This is a genomic window from Kitasatospora paranensis (assembly GCF_039544005.1).
Taxonomy (GTDB): Bacteria; Actinomycetota; Actinomycetes; order Streptomycetales; family Streptomycetaceae; genus Kitasatospora; species Kitasatospora paranensis.
This window is the reverse complement of record NZ_BAABKV010000001.1, coordinates 5,274,566-5,295,042: the sequence shown is the minus strand read 5'-3', so window position 1 is coordinate 5,295,042 and position 20,477 is coordinate 5,274,566. Positions and strand designations below refer to the sequence as shown.

Below are 20,477 nucleotides of genomic sequence, written 5' to 3'. Positions count from 1 at the left end.
TGCGGGGGTGGGCAGTGATGCACACCGGCGTCAACGCGACCGCGCTCGCGGTCTTCGTGCTGTTCTTCGTCCTGGTCACGGTGATGGGCTTCATGGCCGCCCGCTGGCGCCGCGCGGACAACGCGCTGCACCTGGACGAGTGGGGCCTGGGCGGCCGCAGCTTCGGCACCTGGGTGACCTGGTTCCTGCTGGGCGGCGACCTGTACACCGCGTACACCTTCGTGGCCGTGCCCGCGGCGATCTACGGCACGGGTGCGGCGGGCTTCTTCGCGGTGCCGTACACGATCATCGCCTACCCGCTGGTCTTCCTGTTCCTGCCGCGGCTGTGGTCGGTCTCCCGGGTGCACGGGTACGTCACCCCGGCGGACTTCGTGCGCGGCCGGTACGGATCCAAGGGGCTGTCGCTGGCGGTCGCGCTGACCGGCATCCTGGCCACCATGCCGTACATCGCCCTGCAGCTGGTCGGCATCCAGGCGGTGCTGGACGTGCTGGGCGTCGGCGGCTCCGGGAACTGGTTCATGAAGGACCTGCCACTGTTCCTGGCGTTCGCCGTGCTGGCGGCGTACACCTACTCCTCGGGCCTGCGGGCGCCGGCGCTCATCGCCTTCGTCAAGGACACCCTGGTCTACATCGTGATCATCGTGGCGGTGATCTACATCCCGATGCGTCTGGGCGGCTACGGCCACGTCTTCGACAGCGCGGCGCAGAAGTTCTCCGCGGTCAACCCGGCCACCCACAAGCCGGTCGGCTCGCTCGTCCTCGGACCGAACGCGCACTGGACGTACGCGACGCTGGCGCTGGGCTCGGCGCTGGCGCTGTTCATGTACCCGCACTCGGTGACCGGTGTGCTGGCGTCGAAGTCCCGCAACACGGTGCGCCGCAACATGGCGATCATGCCGGCGTACTCGCTGATGCTCGGCCTGCTCGCGCTGCTGGGTTTCATGGCGATCGCGGCCGGGGTCGGCAAGGGCGTGAAGGGCTTCAACGCGCAGCTCGCGGTGCCGCAGCTGTTCGAGAACATGTTCCCGGACTGGTTCACCGGGGTGGCCTTCGCCGCGATCGGCATCGGCGCGCTGGTGCCCGCCGCGATCATGTCGATCGCCGCGGCGAACCTGTTCACCCGCAACATCTACAAGGCGTTCATCCGCCCGGAGGCCACCCCGGCCGACGAGACCCGGGTCGCCAAGATCGCCTCGCTGCTGGTGAAGGTCGGCGCGCTGGCCTTCGTGCTCACCATGGACAAGCAGTTCGCGATCAACCTCCAGCTGCTCGGCGGGCTGTGGATCCTGCAGACCTTCGTCTCGATCGTCGGCGGCCTGTTCACCCGGTGGTTCCACCGCTGGGCGCTGCTGGCCGGCTGGGCCGTCGGCATGGCGTACGGCACCTGGAAGGCGTACGGGGTGGCCTCGCCCGCCACCAAGCACTTCGGCGGCAGCTCGGCCGAGATCCCGGTGATCGGCCAGATCGGCTACATCGGCCTCACCGCGTTCGTGCTGAACCTGGTGGTGGCCGTCGTCCTCACGCTCGTCCTGCGGGCCGCCAAGGCCCCTGAGGGCCCCGACGAGACCGCCCGGGCGGACTACACCGCGGACGCCGGCGACCCGGCCGTGGACGGCGCCCCGCAGCCCGCGGCGGCGCACTGACCGCAGGCCCCAACGGGGCCGGGGGCGCACTCGGCCGCCCCGTGTGCGCCCTGTGCTCGCGCCGCCCCTTCCGTCAACACTGGAGGGGGCGGCGCGATCATCCTTTCCGGGCGGCCGCCCGGCAGCAGACGACGGCAACGGGGAGACGGGCGATGGCAGAGGCCGGCACCATCCTGAACGGACACCGCGGTACCGCGCACGAGGAGGGGCGCCCGCTGCCCTCCGTCCTGATCGCCACCCGGCACGGGGAGTCCGTGGCCAACGTGGAGTTCCGGCTCGCCGAGCAGACCGGCGCCCTGTCCGTCCCGATCACCAGCCGGGACGCCGACATCCCGCTCTCCATGCACGGCCAGGCGCAGGCCCAGGCGCTCGGCCGCTGGTGGGCCGCGCTGCCGCCGGCCGACCGGCCGCGGGCCCTGTGGTGCTCGCCGTACGTGCGCACCGCCGAGACCGCGCGGATCGCCCTCGCCCAGGCGTCCGGGCTCGGCGCCGTCCCGGTCGGGCTGCCGGTGCGCTACGACGAACGGCTGCGGGACAGAGAACTCGGCGTGCTGGAGATGCTCACCCGCGCCGCGATCGACAAGGAGCACCCCGCCGAGGCCGCCCGCCGGCGCCGGATGGGCGAGCTGTACTACCGGCCGCCCGGCGGCGAGTCCTGGCTGGACGTCGCCCTGCGGGTGCGCAGCGTGCTGCGCGACCTCTGCGAGGAGGAGGCGGGCCGGCCGGTGCTGGTGGTGGCGCACGACTGCACCGTGCTGATGCTCCGTCACATCCTGGACCGGCTGGACGAGGCGCAGCTGATGGCCCTCGATCCGGTCGGCAACTGCTCGACCAGCCTGTGGCGGGCGGGCGGCGGGCGGCTGCTGCCGGACGGCTGGAACGCCGTCGACCATCTCACCTGACGGAGTGTGGCGCTGCTCACAGCACCCTCCTGTCACCTGACGACCCCTCCGGTGCGTCTCCCGTTCGAGGACGTTCGTCCCGTCGACGGATCGGAGCAGGAAACGTGCGTGGTGTCCGACGCTGCCCGACCACCCGGGGAGTGCGGCGCCGCCTGCGCCGCGTGCTGCCCACCCGCCGGCAGGCCCTGACCGGCCTGCTGGCCTGCACCGCCCTGGTGGCGGGCACGGTGGGCTGGTTCTGGGAGGTCACGGACGTGCCCGACGACCTGAACGCCTTCGCCACCCAGCAGAACAACGTCTTCTACTGGTCGGACGGCACGGAGATGGCGCGCACCGGCCAGGTCAACCGGCAGGAGGTCCCGCTCGGCCGGGTCCCGGAGCCCGTCCGGTACGCCGTCCTGGCGGCCGAGAACGAGACGTTCTACTCCGACCCCGGGGTCTCGCCGACCGGGATCGGCCGGGCCGTGGTGCGGATGGCGACCGGCGGTGACACCCAGGGCGGCTCGACCATCACCCAGCAGTACGTCAAGAACATCTACCTGAACCAGCATCAGGACGTCTCCCGCAAGCTCAGCGAGATCGTCATCGCGATGAAGCTGGACCGGCGGATGACCAAGGACGACATCCTCGCCGGGTACCTCAACACCAGCTGGTTCGGCCGGGGGAGCTACGGGATCGAGCGGGCCGCCGCGGCCTACTACGGCAAGGACGTGTCGGCGCTGAACCCCAGCGAGGGCGCGTTCCTGGCCGCGCTGCTGAAGGGCGCGGGCCTGTTCGACCCGACGCTCGGCCCGGAGAACCGCACCCGCGCCGTCCAGCGGTGGTCGTGGATCCTGGACCGGATGGTCGCCACCGGGCACCTGACGGCCGCCGAACGGGCCACGTACACGGTCTTCCCGGAGCCCGTCGAGCCGCCCGCCGTCGTGGGACTCGGCGGCCAGGTCGGCTACCTGGTGGACCTGGCCAGGACGTACCTGGAGAGCCACTCGGACGTCACGCCGGCCCGGTTCGACCTGGGCGGCTACCAGATCCGCACCACCTTCGACCGCGCCCGGACGGCGGCGCTGGGCGCCGCCGTGAAGGACGCCGGGCCGGCCCTCGACCCGGCCGGGCGCGACGCCGACCGGCACGTCCACCTCGGCGCCGCCTCGGTCGCCGCCGACGGCCGGATCGTCGCCCTGTACGGCGGCCCCGACTACCTCGAGCAGGGCTTCGACGACGCCAACACCTCGAACGTGCCGGTCGGCACCGCGTTCACCCCGCTGGTGTACGCCGCGGGGCTCGGCCAGGGTGTGCAGCGCGAGCGCGGCGGCAGGCGCACCCCCGTCCACTCCTCCACCCGGTACGACGGCGACGACGGCGTGGTGCTGACCACCCCGGAGGGGCCGTACTGGCGCCGGGACGGGCGGATCGCGAAGGCGGTCAACGACAACGGCAGGAGCTGGGGCCGCGTCAGCCTGCGGACGGCGGTGGTGCAGTCGGTGAACGGGCCGATGATGCAGCTCGGCATGGACGTGGGCCTGGAGGGGGTGCGGGACACCGCCGCCGCGCTGGGGCTGCTGCCGGACAGCATGGGCGAGCTGGTGCCGGCCTTCCCGCTGGGCAACTCCCGGCCGAGCGCCGTCCGGATGGCGTCCGCGTTCACCGCCTTCGCCGACCGCGGCCGGCACACCGACCCGTGGTCGGTGGACCGGGTGACCCTGGGCGGCGCGCCGGTGGCGGTGGAGCGGCCGGAGTCCGCGCAGGTGCTGGACCCGGCGGTCGCCGCGGAGGTCGACGACGCGCTCGGGGCGGCCGTCCGCGAGGGCACCGGCCGCGACGCCGCCGGGGCCGCCCCGGACGCGGCCGGCAAGACCGGCACCACGGCGGACCGCACGGCCGGCTGGTTCGTCGGCCACAGCGGCCGGGTGGCCACCGCGGTCACCGTCTTCCGGATGGACCCGAAGACCCTGCAGCTGTCCCCGCTGGACGGGCTCGGCGGCACCGACGCGGCCACCCCGGTCTCGGCGTTCCCCACCCGGATCTGGGCGGCCTACACCAAGGCCGCCGCCCACTAGTCCGCGGCGCGGCCCGGCCCGCTACCGGACCAGCTGGGCCCAGTCGGCGGGCTGGCCCGGGTCCAGGCCGCGGAGCCGCTCCAGCACCTTCGGGTCCTGGGCGTCCAGCCAGTCGGCGAGCTCCTCGAAGGAGACGCAGCGCACGCCGTCGCGGTGGCAGACGCTCTTCACGACGTCCTCGACGGCCTGCATGTAGATGCCGCCGTTCCAGGTCTCGAAGTGGTTGCCGACGAACAGCGGCGCCCGGCTGCCGTTGTAGACCCGCTCGAAGCCGTTGAGGTAGCCCTCCCGGGTCTGCTTCTCCCACCCGGCGTACTTCTTCGGGTCGCCCGCCACGCTGTCGCCGGACTGGTTGGCCAGGAAGTTGAAGTCCATGGACAGCACCTGGACGGGCTTGTCGGGGTACGGCACCAGCTGGAGCGGGAAGTTCCAGATGCCGCCCCGCTTCGACGGCCAGACCTGGAACTCGCCGGGCGAGCTGGCGTCGTACCGGAAGCCGGCCGCCTTCTCGGCGGGCAGGAGACGGGGCTGGCCCTCCAGGCAGGGCGCGGCCGCCGACGAGCGCCTTGCCGTAGTCGAACGGCAGCGCGGGGACGTCGGTGAGGCCGGTGTTCGTCTTCCAGTCCGTCACGAACGAGCGGGCCTGCTCCAGTTCGCTGCGCCACTCCTCGGTGCTCCAGTCGCCGCCGCCCTTGGCGCCGCAGAAGTGCCCGTTGAAGTGGGTGCCGATCTCGCTCCCGTCCAGCCAGGCCTGCCGGACCTGCTCCAGGGTCGCCCGCAGGTGGGCGTCGGTGGGAAAGGAGATGTCGGCGGTGCCGACCGGGTGCTGCGGCGGCCGGTAGAGCATGTGCCGGGACTTGGGCAGCAGGTAGATGCCGCTCAGGAAGTAGGTCATGTGGGCGCCGTTGTCCTTGGCGACCTGGCGGAAGTGCGAGAACAGGTGGTCGTCGTTCTCCAGCGCGCCGTCCCAGGAGAAGACCACGAACTGCGGCGGCTTCTCCCCCGGCTTCAGCTTCTCGGCCTTCGGCCGGTTCGGCTGGGGCCCGGTGTCGGAGGTGGAGCCGTCGCCGATCAGCCGGACCTTGCCGTCCCAGCTCGGCGAGGCGGAGGGGGCCGGCGCCGGGCGGGCGGCGGTGCCGGGCGGCGCGGTGGCCGCGGACGGCACCGGTGCCGCGGCCGGGTCGCCGTGCCACTCGGGGACGAGGACCAGCGCGACGGCGGCGGCCGTGGTGGCCGCGAGCACGGCTGCGGTGCGGCGAGTGACCCTCATCGTGCCCCGTTCCCCCGAGCGGCGGCCGTCCGTCCGGCCGCCGGTGGTTCCATCCCTTCGTACAAGGACGCGATGACGGTCGGTCAGGTTGCACGGGCGCGCGGATCAGGGCCGCGCCCGGACCTCCTCGGGGCAGGCGAAGGCCCGGCGGTAGGCCTGCGGGGTGGTGCCGAGCCGGCGCGCGAAGTGGTGGCGCAGGGTGGCCGCGTTGCCGAAGCCGCAGCGGGCGGCGACCGCGTCGACCGGCTCGTCGGTGCCCTCCAGCAGCCGCTGGGCGAGCAGCAGCCGCTGGCCGACGAGCCAGCGGTGCGGGGTGGTGCCGGTCTCCTGCTGGAAGCGGCGGGCGAAGGTCCGCGGCGCCATGTGGGCGAGCGCGGCGAGGCGTTCGACGGTGCTGTCCTCGTCCAGGTGGTGGCGCATCCAGTCGAGCACGGCGGCGAGCGAGTCGGCGCCGGGCTCCGGCAGCGGGCGGTCGACGAACTGGGCCTGGCCGCCGTCCCGGTGCGGGGCGACCACCATCCGGCGGGCGATGGCCCGGGCGACCTCGGCGCCCTGCACCTTGCGCACCAGGTGCAGGCAGGCGTCGATGCCGGCGGCGGTGCCGGCCGAGGTGATGACGGGGTCGGCGTCGACGTACAGCACGTCCGGTTCGACGGTGGTGAGCGGGAAGCGGCGGGCCATCTCGGCGGCGTGCCGCCAGTGCGTGGTGGAGCGGCGGCCGTCCAGCAGCCCGGCGGCGCCGAGCAGGAAGCTGCCGCTGCAGATCGACAGGGCCCGGGCGCCGCCCTCGACGGCCTCCCGCAGCGCCCGGACGAGCTCCGGCGGGTACGTGTCGCGCAGCCCGGTGGCGGTGACGACGATCAGGTCGGCGCCGGCGAGCCGGTCGGGCCCGTAGGGGGCGTCGACGGTGAAGCCGGCGTGGGTGCGCTTGGGGCCGGGGCGGTCGGAGGCGAGCGCGAAGTCGTAGACCGGCAGCCCCTCCTCGCTCCGGTCGAGCCCGAACACCTCGCAGGCGACGCCGAGTTCGAAGGGGTGCACGTCCTCCAGCACCACGGCCACCACGTTCTTCAGCATGACCCCAGCATGCCCCTGGCAGGAATTCGAGGCAAGTGGGCATTCCTGCCACTCGTTCCGGGGCGGCCGCCCCGCGACAGTGGGGACATGACCTCCACCGTGCTCGCAGACGTCCTTCTGGTGTCCGGCCTCGTCGGCGGCTTCGGCCTGCTCGGCGCCCTGGTCGGACGTGACCTCGACCGCACCTCACGGCACGGCCGCGACAACTGGCACCGGTCCGGCGGCTACCCCGCGGACCCGGCGCTGCCCGACCGGCTGCACGGCACCCCGCCCGCCGCCGCGGCCGCCGGGGGCGGCAGACTGGCCGGATGGACGTCGTCATCCGCCCTGCCCTCGAACGCGACCTCGAACCCGCCGGAGCCCTCTCGGTCGAGGTCTACGTCGGCGACGGCTACAGCCTCCCGGACGGCCCGTACTCCCGGCTCCTGCGCGACACCCGCCGCCGCAGCACGGAGGCCGAACTCCTCGTCGCGGTCGACGCCGTCGACGAGCGCGTGCTCGGCTGCGTGACCTTCGCCGCCGGCGGCACCGCCTGGGCCGACATCGCCCGGCCCGACGAGGGCGAGATCCGGATGCTCGCGGTGGGCCGGGCCGCCCGCGGACGCGGCGTGGGCGCGGCCCTGGTCGGCGCCGCCATGGACCGCAGCCGCGCCCTGGGCCTGGCCGGAATGGCGTTCTCCACCCGCCCGGAGATGGACGCCGCCCACCGCGTGTACGAGCGGCTCGGCTTCCGCCGCACCCCCGCACGGGACTGGGAGCCCGTGCCGGGCACCCGGCTGATGGTGTACACGCTGACCTTCTGACGGGCCGCCGGGAGCACTGGCCTAGGCTGTCCCCCATGGGGATGCAATCGATGGGGCGGCAACGGCTGTTGGTGGCGGTGCTGGCCTTCGTCGTCTCACTCGTGGCGACGGTGACGGCCAGTCTGTTCGCCCGGTCGTCCTCCTCGGCGTCCGCCGAGGCCACGGTGGCCTCGGCAGCGCCCTCCCCACCGCGCCGCAGAACGGCAAGCAGCTGCGGATCGGCATCGCCTTCGGCGACACCCTCACCTGGAAGTCCGACCAGGACCTCGCGATCGGCCTGGACGACGCGGTGGAGCTCGGCGCCAAGTGGATCCGGGTCGACCTGTCCTGGAACAACATCCAGCCGGACAGTCCGAAGAGCTACGTGTGGAAGCGGTTCGACCGGGTCGTCAAGGCCGCCCACGCGCGCAAGCTGGAGGTGCTGCCCACCATCGGCTACACCCCCGGCTGGGCCCGCAAGGCCGGCTGCACCGACGACCCGTCCTGCCCGCCCGCGCACCCCGAGGTGTTCGCGGGCTTCGCCCGGGACGCCGCCCAGCGCTACGCCCCGCAGGGCATCCACGTCTGGGAGATCTGGAACGAGCCGAACATCCCGTTCTGGGCGCCCAAGCCGGACGCCGCCGCCTACACCCAGCTGCTCACCGTCACCTCCAAGGCGCTGCGCGGCGCCGACCCGAAGGCGTACCTGCTGATGGGCGGCCTCGCCGCGGTGGCGACCAACCCGCAGCAGGCGTACGTCTCGCACACCGAGTTCCTGGAGCAGGTGTGCAAGCTGGGCGGCAACAAGCTGGTGGACGCGCTCAGCTACCACCCGTACACCTATCCCCATCTGCCCAGCGCCAAGACGGACTTCGGCACGGCGATGGAGGAGATCAGCAGCGCCAGGGACAACCTCGTCGCCGTCCTCGACAAGTACGGCACGCCGAACATGCCGATCTGGATCACCGAGACGGGCGCGCCCACCAACGGGCCGGGCGGCGCGGCGGACGGCCGGACGATCCCGCCGGACGCCTCGCACGTGACGGAGGGCTTCCAGGCCGACATCGCCAGCGACACCATCCCCGCGGCGGCCGCCAACCCGCACGTCACCGCGGTGTTCTGGTTCGCCGAGCAGGACGCCGGCACCGCCAAGGACAAGCAGCGGCGTTCGCTCTTCTACGGCCTGCGGCGCTACGACGGCTCGCGCAAGCCCGCCTTCCAGGCATTCAAGGACGCCGTCGCCGCCTACTACCGGCGCCCGCAGACGCCGTAGCCGGGGCTCGTCGGCCCGGCCCTACGGCGCCCGGAACAGGTCGAGGTAGCGGTCGGTCAGCCGCCGCCAGTCGTAGTGCTCCTCGGCGCGGCGCCGGCCGGCCGCGCCGAGCCGGTCGGCCAGCGCGCCGTCGCCCAGCAGCCGACCGCAGGCCTCCGCCAGCGCCACCGGGTCGCCCGGCGGCACCAGCAGGCCCGTCACCCCGTCCACGACGACCCCGGGGATGCCGCCGACGGCCGACCCGACCACCGGCGTGGCACAGGCCATCGCCTCGACGAGGGCCATCCCGAAGGACTCGGCCTCCGTCCGCGACGGCAGGACGGCGACGGCCGCCGTACGGAGCTCCGCCACCAGCGCGGCACCGGTCAGCTCGCCCACCGCGTCGACGCGGTGCGCGATCCCCAGCCCGGCGGCCAGCGCCAGGTGGTCGGGGACGGCGTCCCCGCCGCCGACCAGCCGCAGCCGGGCGCCGCCCGCCTCCGGCAGCCGGGCGAACGCGCGGATCAGCACGTCCACGCCCTTCCAGGCGGAGGAGCGGTCCATCCGGCCGACGTAGGCGACGGTGCGCGGCCGCTGCGAGGCGGGTGCCCCGGGGTGAACCGCTCCAGGTCGACACCGGGGCTGATCTCCACGGCGTGCGGCCGGCCGGCCGCCAGCGAGACCGGGGAGACCGCCACCAGGTGCCGGGCGCGGCGCAGCACGCGCGGCAGCACGTGTCGCTCGTACAGGCCGATCAGGCGGTCCGCGGCGCCGCTGCCCGGCTCGCCCTTGTGCATCGAACCGGCGTGGTACGTCAGGACGGTGCGGCGCCGGCCGGCGACCGCGACGGCGAGGTCGGCGAGCCCGGGAACGGGGCTGTGCGCGTTGACCACCTCCGCACCGGTGCGGCGCAGCCAGCGGCGCAGCTGCAGCGGCCAGAGCGGGCTCAGCGGGGTGTTCGACAGCCGCAGCCAGGTGCCCAGCCGGACGACCAGGACGCCGTCCTCGGTGCCGACCCGGGTGCGCAGGCCGCCGGAGGTGGTGAGGACGACGGCCCGCAGACCGGGGGCGTCCGCGACGGCCCGCGCCACCCGGGCGGCGTAGTGCTCGACGCCGCCGACCTTGGGCGGGTAGTAGGGGGCGACGACGGCGACGGTGCGCCGGCCCGGCTGCGGGCCGTGGGGGTGTGCCATCAGCGGACCGCCTCCAGGGCGCCGTCGGACGCCGTCGCCGCGCGGTGCCCGACGGCCTCGCGCAGCAGGGCGGGCAGCCGCTCCGCCTCGGCGACGTAGCCGGGCATGCGCTGGGCGAGCAGCGCTCGGTAGTCGTCGGCGGCCGGGCCGAGCAGTGGCTCGACCAGGGCCCACAGCCGCTCGGCGGTGACCTCCTCGATCGGCACCACCCAGTCCCCGAGTCCGAGTTCGGCCATGATCCCGGCGGTCTTGTGCTCGTACCCGATGGCCGCGCAGGGGACGCCGCTGGTGAGCGCGAAGATCACCGAGTGGAAGCGGGTGCCGATGAGCAGCGTGCACTCGCCGTACAGCGCGTGCAGGGCGCGGTAGTCGGCGTCCTCCTCGACGGCGAGCGGCGCGGTGCGGCAGTGCGCGGCGATCCGGCGTTCGACGACGACGTCGTCGTCGCCCAGGTAGCCGGTGCTGACCTGGGGGATCAGGACGACCCGCAGGCCGCGGGCCTGGATCCGGTCCACGACCTCGGCGAGGGCGCGCTCGTAGGCGTCCTGGCCGGCCGGGTCGAGCCAGCGGCGGGCGGTGAGGCCGAGCAGCGGCACGTCCGGGCCGACCCCGAGCCGGGCCCGCCAGTCGGGGCGTTCGGCGGGGGCGAAGGCGAAGCCGGAGTCCACGGCCCGGCCGATCCGGGCGGCGGGCAGGCCGCAGGCGGCCAGCTGGTCGGCGCTGAGGGCCTCGCGGGCGAGGACCAGCGGCGATCGGCGGAGCACGGCGGCGACCAGGCGGCGCTGGGCGCGGGCCGGGAACGGGCCGAACGACTGGGGCGCGAACACCACCGGGACACCGGCCCGCTGGGCGATCAGTGCGGGCAGGAGGACGAAGAGGACGTTCTGGTGGCCGGTCAGGCCGGGGCGGGCGTTGAGGTAGCCGCCGCCCATCGAGACCACCAGGTCGGCGCCGGCCACCGCCTCGGCCTCCCGGCGGGCCTCGGCGGGCAGCAGCCGCAGCAGCGCCCGGCGGGCCGGCCCGGGCAGCAGCAGGGCGGTGACGGCGAGCGGGGCGACCAGCAGCTTGCGGCCGATCCGGCGGAGCATCGAGACGTCGCCGTCCGCGACGTGGCGGCGGATCGAGCCGAGGTTGGGCACGCCCTCGAAGTCGGGGTGGGCTGCGGCGTCCTCCATGCCGGCGACGGCGATCCGGGCCTGCGGGAAGGCCTCGCGGACGTGCCGCAGGCAGACGGAGAGCAGTGCGGCGTCGCCCGCGTTGCCGCGGACGTAGGCGTTGACGACGACGATTCTCATCGACGGTGTCCCTCGATCGGTGCGGTGTGGGGTGTCTGGTGGACGATGCGCGCCGGTGCGCCCGTCCGCGCCGGCGGCGTCGGCCTGCGGGTGAGCAGGGCGGCGGCGGCGTACAGACCGGAGGTGAGGTTGCCGGTGCCCCAGGCCAGGCCGACCCAGATCAGCCCGCGCGGTGCCCAGAGCGCGGTCAGACCGATGGTCACGACGGCGAACAGGACGTTGCTGAGGATGAGGTGGGTCATGCTGCGGGCCAGCTTGAGGGCGAAGCTGGCCCAGGTGTTGAGGGCGACGGCCAGGGCGCCGACCGCCAGCACGGTGAGCAGTCCGTGGCCGCGGTCGGCGTAGGAGCCGCCGAAGATGCGCAGCAGCAGGGTGCTGCCGAGGGCGACGACGAGCACGGCCGGGATCTGCACGGCGGCGATGATCGTCGCGGAGCGGCGGAGCAGTTCGCCGAAGCGCGACTCGTCGGAGGAGACCTCGGCGAACAGCGCCTCGCCGACCGCCCCGGAGACGGCGTGCAGCATGCTCGCGATCTGGAAGGCGACGTAGTAGTAGCCGGCCGCGGCCGTGCCGAGGCGGGCCAGCACGATCAGCGGGACGACCATCAGCGGCAGCAGGTTGAGCAGGCTGGAGGTGTAGCTCGCCACGGAGTAGCCGAGCTGTTCGCGCAGCCGGGTGCCGCGGGTGCGCAGGTCGAAGCGGAAGCCGATCCGACGGCGCATCAGCACCAGGGAGGCGAGCACGGCGACGATGTAGCCGCCGCCGGTCGAGCCGACGATGCCGGACGGGCCGAAGGCGACCAGCAGGACGGGCAGGGCGAGCTTGACCAGGCCCTGGATCACGCCGTCGACGAGCACGTTGAGCTGCGGCAGCCTGGCGCTGATGAACACCGAGTCGGTCAGGGTGTTGACGGCCGCACAGACGCAGAACAGCACGAAGGCGGCCGCGGTCAGCGGGTGCTCGCGGACGAAGAGCAGTTTGGGCGCGTACAGCGGCAGCCCGCCGAGGTAGAGCAGCGCCGCGGCGGCGGAGGCGGCGGCCACCAGGACGACGGCCTGGGTGAGCTGGGCGTTGCGGGCGGGCGCGGGCGCCGGGAAGCGCACCAGGGTGCTGTTGAGCCCGAACATGCTGAGGTAGGCGAGCAGCGAGGTCGCGGAGATCAGCGAGGTGGCCAGGCCGACCTGTTCGGGCGAGTAGAAGCGTGCGACGACGACCCAGAACAGGAAGCCGAGGGCGGCGGTGGTCACCGAGGACGCCAGCAGGAAGAACGAGCTGCGGTACACCTGGTCCGGCGGCCGGGCGTGCCTCCCGCGGCGCCTACCCACGGACGTGCGGGTGCGCCGGGCGGCGGCCGCCGGCGGCGGTGCGGTCGAGGGGTGCCCTCATCCTCTCTCCCGGTAGTGGTCCAGCAGGGCAGCGGTGTGCTCGGGCCACGAGAACGCGGTCGCGGCGTACTGCCGGGAGTACTCTGCCATGCGCGCGCGCAGGCCCGGGTCGGCGGTCAGGTCGGCGAGGGCGGTGCGCAGGGCGGCCGCGTCCCGGGGCAGCAGCCGGACGAGGCCGCGGTCGAGGCCGTAGGGGGCGTAGCCGGGGTCGTCGGTGGTGACCACGGGCAGCCCGGAGGCCATCGCCTCCTGGACGGTGAGCGGGAATCCCTCGGCGGTGGAGGGCAGCACGAAGAGGTCGCAGGCGCGGTAGGCGTCCGCGAGGTCCTCGGGGGTCAGGGTGCCGAGGTGGTGGACGCCGGTGCGCCCGGCCAGCGGCGCGCTGTCGCCGTCGCCGGCGAGGACGAGGTCGTAGCCGTCCTCGGGGCGGTGCGCGGCGAGCAGCAGGTCACAGCCCTTCTTGGGGACGAGCCGGCCCGCGAAGAGGGCGAGGACGCGGTCGGCAGGCAGGCCGAGGCGGCTGCGGGCCGCGGCGCGCTCGGCGGGCGAGGCGGCGGGCCGGAAGAGCGCGGTGTCGACGCCGTTGGCGAGGTGCCGGGTGCGGTCGGGGCGGGCGCCGTGGGCGGCGACGAACCCCGCCACCGAGGCGTTGAGGGTCAGCACCCGGCGGGCCCGGCGCAGCAGGCCGCGGCCGGCCACCGCGTAGACGGCGCGTTGCACGCCGCGCACCAGCGGGGACGGGTGCTCGACCATCGCCACGTGCTGGGTGAGCACGTGCGGGGTGCGGGTCAGCACGGCGGCCAGGCCGGCCGCCCAGGAGGTCAGGTACAGGCAGTCGTGGATGTGCACGACGTCGGCGCGGCGGGCGCCGCGCAGGGCGGCGGCCAGCAGTCGCGGCGACAGCACCGGGAAGGGCACCCCGGCCCGCTCGATGCCGTTCCAGGCGGCGATCCGCACCACGCGCACGCCGTCCTCGTCGCGGACGTCGGAGCGGTCGGCGCTGGTCAGCACGGTCACCTCGGCGCCGGTGGCGGCGAGGTGACGGCCTCCTGGCGGGCGACGTTCTCGATCCCGCCGAGGTGCGGCGGGTAGTAGTGGCAGACCATCAGGACCCGGGTCGGCCGTGCCGGCGTGCTCATCGGTAGATCACGACTCCCTCGCTGCTGTAGATCCGGTTCTTGGTGGCGCTCAGCAGCGCGGTCGGGTACCGGTAGGTGATGAGGTCGCCGCGGTAGAACACGGTCACCTCGCCCTTGCGGACGGTGGTGGTGCCGAGCAGCACGTACGAGTTGGGCCGCATCACGGTCGGGTAGATGTCCGCCTGGGCGGGGCCGGTGATGAGGGTCTGCAGCCGGCTGAAGGTGTACCGGTCGGTCTGCAGCAGCTGCCGCTTGTCGCCGGCGATCTGCTGCTCCAGCCAGTACACCGCCATCTGCTCCTCGGCGTGCGGGTAGTAGATGTCGTACGAGCGGCCGGAGTTGCTCAGCTGGAGCTGCGCCGGGTAGCCGCCGAGGACTTTGGGCACCACGCCGGTCAGGTCGAGGAACAGGGCCGTCGCCAGCACGCAGGCGAGCGGTACGGTGCGGCGGCCGGCCCAGCGCAGCAGCCAGAGCGTGCCGGCCGCGAGGAACGGCGCGAAGAAGAACAGCCCCTGCTGGAAGGCGCGCAGCACGCTGTAGTCCACCGACAGCTGGGGCAGCAGGGTGAACAGGACGACCATGGTGAGCGCGCCGACGGTGAGCGTCACCTGGTCGCGCAGCGGGCGGAAGGAGTGCCGGCGGGCGCGCAGCACGGCGCCGAACCCCACCAGCACCAGGATCTGGAGGAGCAGCGCGGCGGCCTGCCGGAGCAGCCCGTTGAGGCCGGCGACCCCGACGCCGAGCCCGTCCAGGAGGCGGCCGAGGCCGGTAAGCGGCTGGTCCTCCTGGCCGACGACCGGTGTCGGGTAGCCGTCGACGCTCGGCAGGGTCAGGTAGTCGCCGGCGGCGCGCTGCGCGGCGGTCGCCGTGACGCTCTCGGAGCGGTAGGTGTCGAGGCGCTGCTGCGGGCTCGCCTTGGCCCCGCCGAGGAGGCTGTACGAGGTGTCGGAGGAGCCGCCCTGGGCCCGGCCGGGGTGCAGGATCTCCTGGGCGACGATGCCGAGCGTGCTCTTCAGCTGGACGCTGGTGTGGGTGACGGGGCCGGCCCACACCACGGCGAGGACGGCCGGGACGAGCACCAGCCACCAGGTGACCAGGGAGCCGGTCGCCGCGACCCGGTTGCGGCGCCTGGTCCGCGGGCGGCCCAGCCGGCCGGCGAGGCGCCACAGCAGTTCGACGGCGTAGCCGGCGCCGAGGGTGGCGACCACCACGTAGGTGGTCGAGTAGTGCGACAGGACGCAGCCGGCCAGCAGGGCGAGGACGGCCCACCGCCGCGCGCGGGCGGGGCGTCCGGCGTCGGTCAGCACCGTGGTGACGCAGCCCAGCAGCAGGAAGGCGATCTCCTGGCGGCCGAGGAAGGTCATGTCGGTGAAGAAGGTCGGGAAGAGCAGGAAGTAGACGGCCGACAGCAGCGCCACGAACTGCGGGGCGACGTTGCGCACCGACCGGTGCACGAGCACCGGGGTCAGCGCGAACAGCAGCGGCAGGACGACCTTGAAGACGTACAGGCCGGGGATGCCGGTGAGCCGGACGACGCTGACCGGCAGCAGGGTGATGCTCAGGCAGGCGTTGTACGCGTCGGGGTAGAGCCCGACGTTCCACAGCGATCCGCCGAGGGTCAGCCGGAAGTACTCGTACTCGCGCTGGATGTCGTGGCCGGCGATGCCCCAGCCGCGCAGCGAGTTCAGCAGGAGCAGGGCGGCGGCCGCGACGTACAGGCCGCCCTCCAGGAGCGGGACGGAGTACCGGCGGCGGCGGGCCAGCAGCAGGAGCAGCAGCGCGGCGACGGCGACCAGGGCCACGGTGCTGACCGTGCCGCTGAGGCCGTTGTTCAGGCGGATCGGGCCGGCGACGGACAGCACCAGGGCGAGGGCGGCGAGGGCGCCGACGGGCAGGGCGCCGCGCGGCAGCCCGGGGCGGCGGGCCGCGGGCGCCGCCTCCTCCGGGAGGAAGGCGCCGAGCACGGACAGCGCCATCGCGGTGGCACCGGCCAGGTTGATCCGGGTCAGCGGGTGGGCGGCGCCGGCCAGCGGCAGCACGGTGTTGACGCCGAGCGCGATCACGAGGTCGGTGGCGACGGCGAAGCCGACGGCGACCATCAGGGCGGCGTCCCGGGTGGAGACCACCTTCGCGGCGGTGCCGCGCCAGACGGCGACCGGCGCACCGATCAGGAGCCAGAGACCGGCGACGGCGAGCAGCGGCGCGGGCAGCCCGGGCAGCGTCTCCAGCACGCAGGCGAGGGAACTGCCGAGCAGGACGGCGGGCCGGCCGCGCAGCAGGGAGCGCGGGGTCATACGCCGGCCTCGGCGTAGACGGCCTCGACCCGGGCGGCGACCGTCTCCCAGGCGTGGCCGGCGGCGGCCCGGGCGCTGGCCCGGGACAGCTCCCGCCGCAGCCCGGGGTCGGCGGCGAGCCGGTCGATCCCGGCGGCCAGCGCGGCGGGCTCGGGCGCGGCCAGCAGCCCGGTGGCGCCGACGAGTTCGCGGTTGCCCGGCACGTCGGTGGCCAGCACCGGCAGGGCGGCGGCCATCGCCTCCAGCAGGACCAGCGGCATGCCCTCCCGGTCCGAGGGCAGGACGAAGGCGTCGGCGCCGGCGTACGCGTCGACCAGGTCGTCGCCGAGCAGGCCGCCGGTGAACTCGACGCCGTCGAGCCCGAGGCGGCGGGCCTGTTCCTCCAGCCGGGGCCGGAGTTCGCCGTCGCCGACGATCCGCAGCCGGACGGGCCGCCGGACCAGGCTCATCGCGTCCAGGAGCCGTGCGACGTTCTTCTGGGCGCTGAGCCGGCCGACGTAGAGCAGCCGCAGCGGGCCCTGCCCGGGGCTGCGTTCCGGCATGAAGTAGCGGCCGGAGACGCCGTTGGGCACCACGTGGACGCGGCCGGCGGGCACCCGGTAGGCGTCGCGGACGAAGGCGCCCTGCTCCTCGGTCAGCACGATCACGGCGGCGGCGGCCCGCATCACCCGGGCCAGGACGTGCTTCTTGTAGAGGGGCAGCAGCCGGCCCACCGGGCCGGAGGCGTCCACGTCGAGGTGGAAGTGGAGGACGAACCGGCGCCGGCGCAGCCGCGCGGCCAGGGCGACGAGTTCCGGCATCAGGGCGTGTGCGCAGTGCAGGTGCAGCACGGCGTCGCGCGGCGCGCGCAGCAGGGAGAGCGGCAGTCCGGGGGCCAGGGCGGTGTGCGCGACCTCGACGGCCCGGTGCCGGCGCACGGCGAGCGGCCCCTCGGTGCGCCGCGGGGCGCCGCCGGCGCCGAGGACGGTGGTGACGACGCGGACGCGGTGGCGCCGGGCCAGCTCGACGGAGAGGTTCTCCACGACGCGTTCGAGGCCGCCGAGGTGGGGCGGGTAGTAGGGCGTGACCTGCAGGATCGTGCGCATCAGGCTTCCAGGGCGGGGACGTCTCGTCGGGAGTTCATGCGGCGGCCTCAGGCATGGGGGGTCTGCGACTTCCCGAAGCGGAAGTACAGGCTCTGCGGGCGGCCGACCAGGGCCACCCTGACCAGGGCCACGTCGGCGTTGGTCTGCAGGCGGGCGACCATCTTCACCGGGGCGCCGTAGCGGGCCTTCAGGTCGGTGGTCGAGGCGGCGAGGATCTGGCCGGAGGGGGATTCGAGGCTGACCCTGACCTGGTAGCCCTTGGCGCCCTCGCCGTGGTCGGTCACCGCGACCGGGACGACCACGGTGGAGCCCTCGAATCCGGGCGGGCCGGTGAAGAACAGCTCGGCGTAGGTCTGCGGGCGCTCGGTGAAGGAGTCCAGCAGGATCTCGTGGGTGGCGGGCACCGTCCAGAGCGTCCAGGCCAGCGCTGCCGCGAGACAGCCGGCCAGGACCGGGGCGAACAGCCGCCGGCGCGGGGCCCGGGGCGCCGCCGGCGGCGGCCGGGGTCGGGCCGCCCGGGCGGCTCGGGACCGGTCTCCTCGTCGGCCTCCCGCGGGGGCTGTCGGAGCGGGTGCTCATACCGCCTCGTACCGCTCGCTGCGCTGCTTCTGGGCGGGGATGCCTGCCTCGCCGCGGCCGCCCTGGCGGCGGAAGCGGTGGTTGAACAGCTGCCGGAGGTTGGCCATGCCGTCGGGCAGGGCGTTCAGCTTCACCTCGCCGCCGCGGGTCCGGTACTCGATGGGGACCTCCATGAACCGGTACCCGGCCGTGGTCGCGGCGTTCTTGATCTCCTGGGAGAACGCCATGCCGGCCGACCGGACGTCCAGGCCGTCCCAGATGTAGCGCCGGAAGATCCACATGCCGGACTGGGAGTCCCGCAGGCCGTTGCGGAAGAGCGTACGGCTCAGCGCGCTGAGGGCGTGGTTGGCCACGAAGTGCGAGGCCTTCATGGCGCGCCGGTTGGTGCGGTGCAGCCGATCCGTCGTCATGAACTCGACGTCCTGGTCGACCAGAGTGCGCAACAGGTCCGGGAGGGCGTCGAACGGGTAGGTGCAGTCCGCGTCGCCGGTGGCTATGACGTCGCCGGTGGCGACGTCGAAGCCCGCCAGGTAGGCGTTCCCGTAGCCGCGCTCGGGCTGGTGGACGACCCGGGCACCCAGTGCGTGGGCGACCGCGGCGGTGTCGTCGGTGGAGGCGTTGTCGACCACCACGACCTCCGTCCGCCAGCCGGCTGCGGCAAGCTCCGCCACCGGCACCGTGCCCATCACCGCCGGGAGGTTTGACGCCTCGTTGAGTGCGGGAATGACGATGGACAGAGTGTTCACGCTCTCTTCCCCCTGAAAGCTGCTGCGTGTGGCCGCACACCCCCGTGCGGCGAACGGCAGGACCGGGGGCGGGCATCGGGACGGCACGTTCAGTGCGGTACGGACGGCCCGGGTTGGTCACAGGCCATGGCCCGTCGACCCCTCACGCGTCGAACACCCGATCCCCCGGGGCCGCGGCCGACCATGTTCGGCCGACACCGCAACCCGATGCGACCCGACGATAGCCGACGGTCGCTTCCCCGTTCCAACGGGCGTCATCTTTTCATACTGGGCATGGCTGTGACACAACGCCAGATGTGTGCGGGGCCACACCGCCGGCTTCGCGGGGCCGGCGGCGGAGTGGACGGACCGTCAGCCGCCGACCAGCCAGGAGCCGCTGGGCTTGGCACTCAGACCGGTGCCGCCGCCCTTGAGGCTGGCGACCTGCGTGGGATTCAGCGCCTTGTCCCAGACCAGGATGCGGCCGATGACGCCGGCCCAGCTGCCGCCCCAGATGCCGTGGTGCCGGCTGCGGCCGAGCTGCAGCGGGCCCGGACCGGCCCAGATGCCGCCGCCGACCTTCTCGGTGGCGGCCGACGCCCCGTTGACGTAGAGCGTGACGGCCTTCTGGTCGGCGTCGTACACGCCGGTGAGCAGCGCCCACTGACCGACCGTCGCCAGGGTGGTGGGGGCGGTGGCGGTGACGACCGTGCCGTCCGCGCCGCCGTCCTTGGTCTGGACCCGGAACACCCAGGCCTGCTTGCCGTTCGCGTCGTCCCGCGCCAGGTCGAAGGAGTACGAGACCCCGTCGCCCTCACTGATCGCCGAACGGGAGCCGCCGGGAGCCTCGTTGTAGACCCAGGCGGAGATGGAGAAGCTCTTGGTGACGTCCACGACCTGGTTGGCGGACTGCGCGAAGGAGTTGCCGTTGCTGCGCAGCCGCAGCGCCCAGCCGCCCTGGACCTCGCTCAGCTGCGCGTCCGGCCCCATGGCTATGTTCGACTGCCCGGAGCGGTCGGCGAGCAGCTCCGGCTGCCCGGCCACGGTGGGCGAGTTGGCCGCCGCGGAGGCGCCGGACCCGGACGGGCGGGGGAGGCCGCACTGCTGCCGCTGGCCGTCGGGCCGGGGGTCGGGCCGTGGTGCATGCCGCCGACCACGACCGTGCCGACGGCACCGCCGAGCACGACCGCCGCGAGCACGATGCCGCCGGTCCACATCAGCTTGCGCTTGCGGGACCTGGCCTCGTGCCGCTCGGCGAGCGCCTCCCAGTCCGGCATCGCGGAACCGGCGGACGGCTGCGTCTGCCACGGGGGCGGGGTCGCCTGCGAAGGGAACGTCGGCGGGCCGAATCCGGCCTGCGGCGGGAAGGGCTGACCACCCTGCGTCGCCTGACCCTCGGGGGTACCGGACGGCCCCCCTGGGATGCGGGCTGACCATTCCAGCCGGGCGGTGCTCCCGTTCCGTCGCTCATGAGCTGAGATCGTAGGCCATGGCGCCCACGAGGGTCCCGGGTGGTGACCATTCCGTGAGCAGGACGGGCAGGTCGGGGGCGGGACGGATGCGCGGAACGTGGTCCTCCGGGCAGCCCGCGCCACGGACGCGACACGGACGCGACACGCTCCGTGCACAAGATATGGGGGTACATCAACGAGACACCACAACATGTATGCTCACTCTCGCTGTCGACGCAGGGGAATCCGGTGGAAGTCCGGGACTGCCCCGCAACGGTGAGCAGGCTCCCCTACGCCGGGGCCCGCACAGTCCGAGGACCTGCCGACCGTGTGCCACAGGGCTTCCCCGCA

18 protein-coding genes, 1 pseudogene and 1 riboswitch are annotated in these 20,477 nt (G+C 74.0%); of the genes and pseudogenes, 5 read left to right on the top strand and 14 right to left on the bottom strand.

Going from position 1 to position 20,477, the window contains the following annotated elements; all coding sequences use genetic code 11:
* Positions 1 to 17: 17 nt before the first annotated feature.
* The 3 genes from mctP (at position 18) to ABEB13_RS25470 (ending at position 4,602) form a co-directional block, all read left to right on the top strand.
* Positions 18 to 1,643, top strand: a complete 1,626-nt coding sequence (mctP, locus tag ABEB13_RS25480; protein WP_345707347.1) for a monocarboxylate uptake permease MctP — start codon at positions 18 to 20, stop codon at positions 1,641 to 1,643.
* Between the two features lie 152 nt (positions 1,644 to 1,795).
* Complete coding sequence (locus ABEB13_RS25475) at positions 1,796 to 2,545, top strand: histidine phosphatase family protein (RefSeq protein WP_345707346.1); 750 nt, start codon at positions 1,796 to 1,798, stop codon at positions 2,543 to 2,545.
* A 161-nt stretch (positions 2,546 to 2,706) separates the two neighbouring features.
* On the top strand, positions 2,707 to 4,602 hold the full coding sequence (locus ABEB13_RS25470) for a transglycosylase domain-containing protein (protein WP_345707345.1): 1,896 nt from the start codon (positions 2,707 to 2,709) through the stop codon (positions 4,600 to 4,602).
* A 21-nt stretch (positions 4,603 to 4,623) separates the two neighbouring features.
* Here ABEB13_RS25470 and ABEB13_RS25465 read toward each other — a convergent pair.
* Together ABEB13_RS25465 and ABEB13_RS25460 are read right to left on the bottom strand one after the other, a co-directional pair.
* Positions 4,624 to 5,872: pseudogene (locus ABEB13_RS25465) on the bottom strand (polysaccharide deacetylase family protein).
* Between the two features lie 105 nt (positions 5,873 to 5,977).
* Complete coding sequence (locus tag ABEB13_RS25460; protein ID WP_345707344.1) at positions 5,978 to 6,946, bottom strand: helix-turn-helix domain-containing protein; 969 nt, start codon at positions 6,944 to 6,946, stop codon at positions 5,978 to 5,980.
* Between the two features lie 308 nt (positions 6,947 to 7,254).
* Here ABEB13_RS25460 and ABEB13_RS25455 point away from each other — a divergent pair, with 308 nt between their 5' ends.
* On the top strand, positions 7,255 to 7,749 hold the full coding sequence (locus ABEB13_RS25455; protein WP_345707343.1) for a GNAT family N-acetyltransferase: 495 nt from the start codon (positions 7,255 to 7,257) through the stop codon (positions 7,747 to 7,749).
* Positions 7,750 to 7,795: 46 nt separating this feature from the next.
* Positions 7,796 to 9,001: a cellulase family glycosylhydrolase gene (locus ABEB13_RS25450; protein ID WP_345709819.1), complete on the top strand. Its 1,206-nt coding sequence runs from the start codon at positions 7,796 to 7,798 to the stop codon at positions 8,999 to 9,001.
* 21 nt (positions 9,002 to 9,022) lie between these two features.
* On the opposite strand, the gene ABEB13_RS25445 is transcribed toward ABEB13_RS25450, so the two are convergent.
* From ABEB13_RS25445 to ABEB13_RS25390, 12 genes are all read right to left on the bottom strand, one after another.
* Positions 9,023 to 9,544 carry a glycosyltransferase family 4 protein gene (locus tag ABEB13_RS25445; protein WP_345707342.1) on the bottom strand — a complete coding sequence of 174 codons (522 nt, stop codon included), beginning with the start codon at positions 9,542 to 9,544 and terminating at the stop codon, positions 9,023 to 9,025.
* Positions 9,505 to 10,173, bottom strand: a complete 669-nt coding sequence (locus tag ABEB13_RS25440; RefSeq protein ID WP_345707341.1) for a glycosyltransferase family 4 protein — start codon at positions 10,171 to 10,173, stop codon at positions 9,505 to 9,507. Before ABEB13_RS25440 ends, ABEB13_RS25445 begins: the two co-directional genes overlap by 40 nt.
* Positions 10,173 to 11,468: a polysaccharide pyruvyl transferase family protein gene (locus ABEB13_RS25435; protein ID WP_345707340.1), complete on the bottom strand. Its 1,296-nt coding sequence runs from the start codon at positions 11,466 to 11,468 to the stop codon at positions 10,173 to 10,175. The genes ABEB13_RS25440 and ABEB13_RS25435 overlap by 1 nt, the downstream gene beginning before the upstream one ends.
* Positions 11,465 to 12,751, bottom strand: coding sequence for a lipopolysaccharide biosynthesis protein (locus ABEB13_RS25430; RefSeq protein ID WP_345707339.1), 1,287 nt, complete (start codon positions 12,749 to 12,751; stop codon positions 11,465 to 11,467). The genes ABEB13_RS25435 and ABEB13_RS25430 overlap by 4 nt, the downstream gene beginning before the upstream one ends.
* Positions 12,752 to 12,850: 99 nt before the next feature.
* Positions 12,851 to 13,870 carry a glycosyltransferase family 4 protein gene (locus tag ABEB13_RS25425; protein ID WP_345707338.1) on the bottom strand — a complete coding sequence of 340 codons (1,020 nt, stop codon included), beginning with the start codon at positions 13,868 to 13,870 and terminating at the stop codon, positions 12,851 to 12,853.
* Positions 13,867 to 13,992 (bottom strand): hypothetical protein, encoded by a 126-nt coding sequence (locus tag ABEB13_RS25420; RefSeq protein ID WP_345707337.1) that lies wholly within the window; start codon positions 13,990 to 13,992, stop codon positions 13,867 to 13,869. Before ABEB13_RS25420 ends, ABEB13_RS25425 begins: the two co-directional genes overlap by 4 nt.
* Complete coding sequence (locus ABEB13_RS25415; protein ID WP_345707336.1) at positions 13,989 to 16,286, bottom strand: DUF2206 domain-containing protein; 2,298 nt, start codon at positions 16,284 to 16,286, stop codon at positions 13,989 to 13,991. The genes ABEB13_RS25420 and ABEB13_RS25415 overlap by 4 nt, the downstream gene beginning before the upstream one ends.
* Entirely contained in the window at positions 16,283 to 17,371 is a 1,089-nt protein-coding gene (locus tag ABEB13_RS25410) for a glycosyltransferase family 4 protein (RefSeq protein WP_345707335.1), read from the bottom strand. The genes ABEB13_RS25415 and ABEB13_RS25410 overlap by 4 nt, the downstream gene beginning before the upstream one ends.
* Positions 17,372 to 17,418: 47 nt before the next feature.
* Positions 17,419 to 17,775 (bottom strand): hypothetical protein, encoded by a 357-nt coding sequence (locus tag ABEB13_RS25405; RefSeq protein WP_345707334.1) that lies wholly within the window; start codon positions 17,773 to 17,775, stop codon positions 17,419 to 17,421.
* 171 nt (positions 17,776 to 17,946) lie between these two features.
* The gene (locus ABEB13_RS25400; protein WP_345707333.1) at positions 17,947 to 18,696 is read right to left on the bottom strand and encodes a glycosyltransferase family 2 protein; all 750 of its coding nucleotides are present in this window, start codon (positions 18,694 to 18,696) and stop codon (positions 17,947 to 17,949) included.
* Positions 18,697 to 19,047: 351 nt separating this feature from the next.
* Positions 19,048 to 19,719 carry a LamG domain-containing protein gene (locus ABEB13_RS25395; RefSeq protein ID WP_345707332.1) on the bottom strand — a complete coding sequence of 224 codons (672 nt, stop codon included), beginning with the start codon at positions 19,717 to 19,719 and terminating at the stop codon, positions 19,048 to 19,050.
* Entirely contained in the window at positions 19,668 to 19,952 is a 285-nt protein-coding gene (locus tag ABEB13_RS25390; RefSeq protein WP_345707331.1) for a hypothetical protein, read from the bottom strand. The genes ABEB13_RS25395 and ABEB13_RS25390 overlap by 52 nt, the downstream gene beginning before the upstream one ends.
* 383 nt (positions 19,953 to 20,335) lie before the next feature.
* A riboswitch (cobalamin riboswitch) is annotated at positions 20,336 to 20,467 on the top strand.
* The last annotated feature ends 10 nt before the right edge of the window (positions 20,468 to 20,477 follow it).

What these genes read in the sequence shown, in the direction of transcription:
- ABEB13_RS25445 (WP_345707342.1), bottom strand. Translation starts at nt 9,544, where the DNA reads ATGGACCGCTCCTCCGCCTGGAAGGGCGTGGACGTGCTGATCCGCGCG.
- mctP (WP_345707347.1), top strand. Translation starts at nt 18, where the DNA reads ATGCACACCGGCGTCAACGCGACCGCGCTCGCGGTCTTCGTGCTGTTC.
- ABEB13_RS25415 (WP_345707336.1), bottom strand. Translation starts at nt 16,286, where the DNA reads ATGACCCCGCGCTCCCTGCTGCGCGGCCGGCCCGCCGTCCTGCTCGGC.
- ABEB13_RS25420 (WP_345707337.1), bottom strand. Translation starts at nt 13,992, where the DNA reads ATGAGCACGCCGGCACGGCCGACCCGGGTCCTGATGGTCTGCCACTAC.
- ABEB13_RS25435 (WP_345707340.1), bottom strand. Translation starts at nt 11,468, where the DNA reads ATGAGAATCGTCGTCGTCAACGCCTACGTCCGCGGCAACGCGGGCGAC.
- ABEB13_RS25475 (WP_345707346.1), top strand. Translation starts at nt 1,796, where the DNA reads ATGGCAGAGGCCGGCACCATCCTGAACGGACACCGCGGTACCGCGCAC.
- ABEB13_RS25440 (WP_345707341.1), bottom strand. Translation starts at nt 10,173, where the DNA reads ATGGCACACCCCCACGGCCCGCAGCCGGGCCGGCGCACCGTCGCCGTC.
- ABEB13_RS25390 (WP_345707331.1), bottom strand. Translation starts at nt 19,952, where the DNA reads ATGCCGGACTGGGAGGCGCTCGCCGAGCGGCACGAGGCCAGGTCCCGC.
- ABEB13_RS25410 (WP_345707335.1), bottom strand. Translation starts at nt 17,371, where the DNA reads ATGCGCACGATCCTGCAGGTCACGCCCTACTACCCGCCCCACCTCGGC.
- ABEB13_RS25455 (WP_345707343.1), top strand. Translation starts at nt 7,255, where the DNA reads ATGGACGTCGTCATCCGCCCTGCCCTCGAACGCGACCTCGAACCCGCC.
- ABEB13_RS25460 (WP_345707344.1), bottom strand. Translation starts at nt 6,946, where the DNA reads ATGCTGAAGAACGTGGTGGCCGTGGTGCTGGAGGACGTGCACCCCTTC.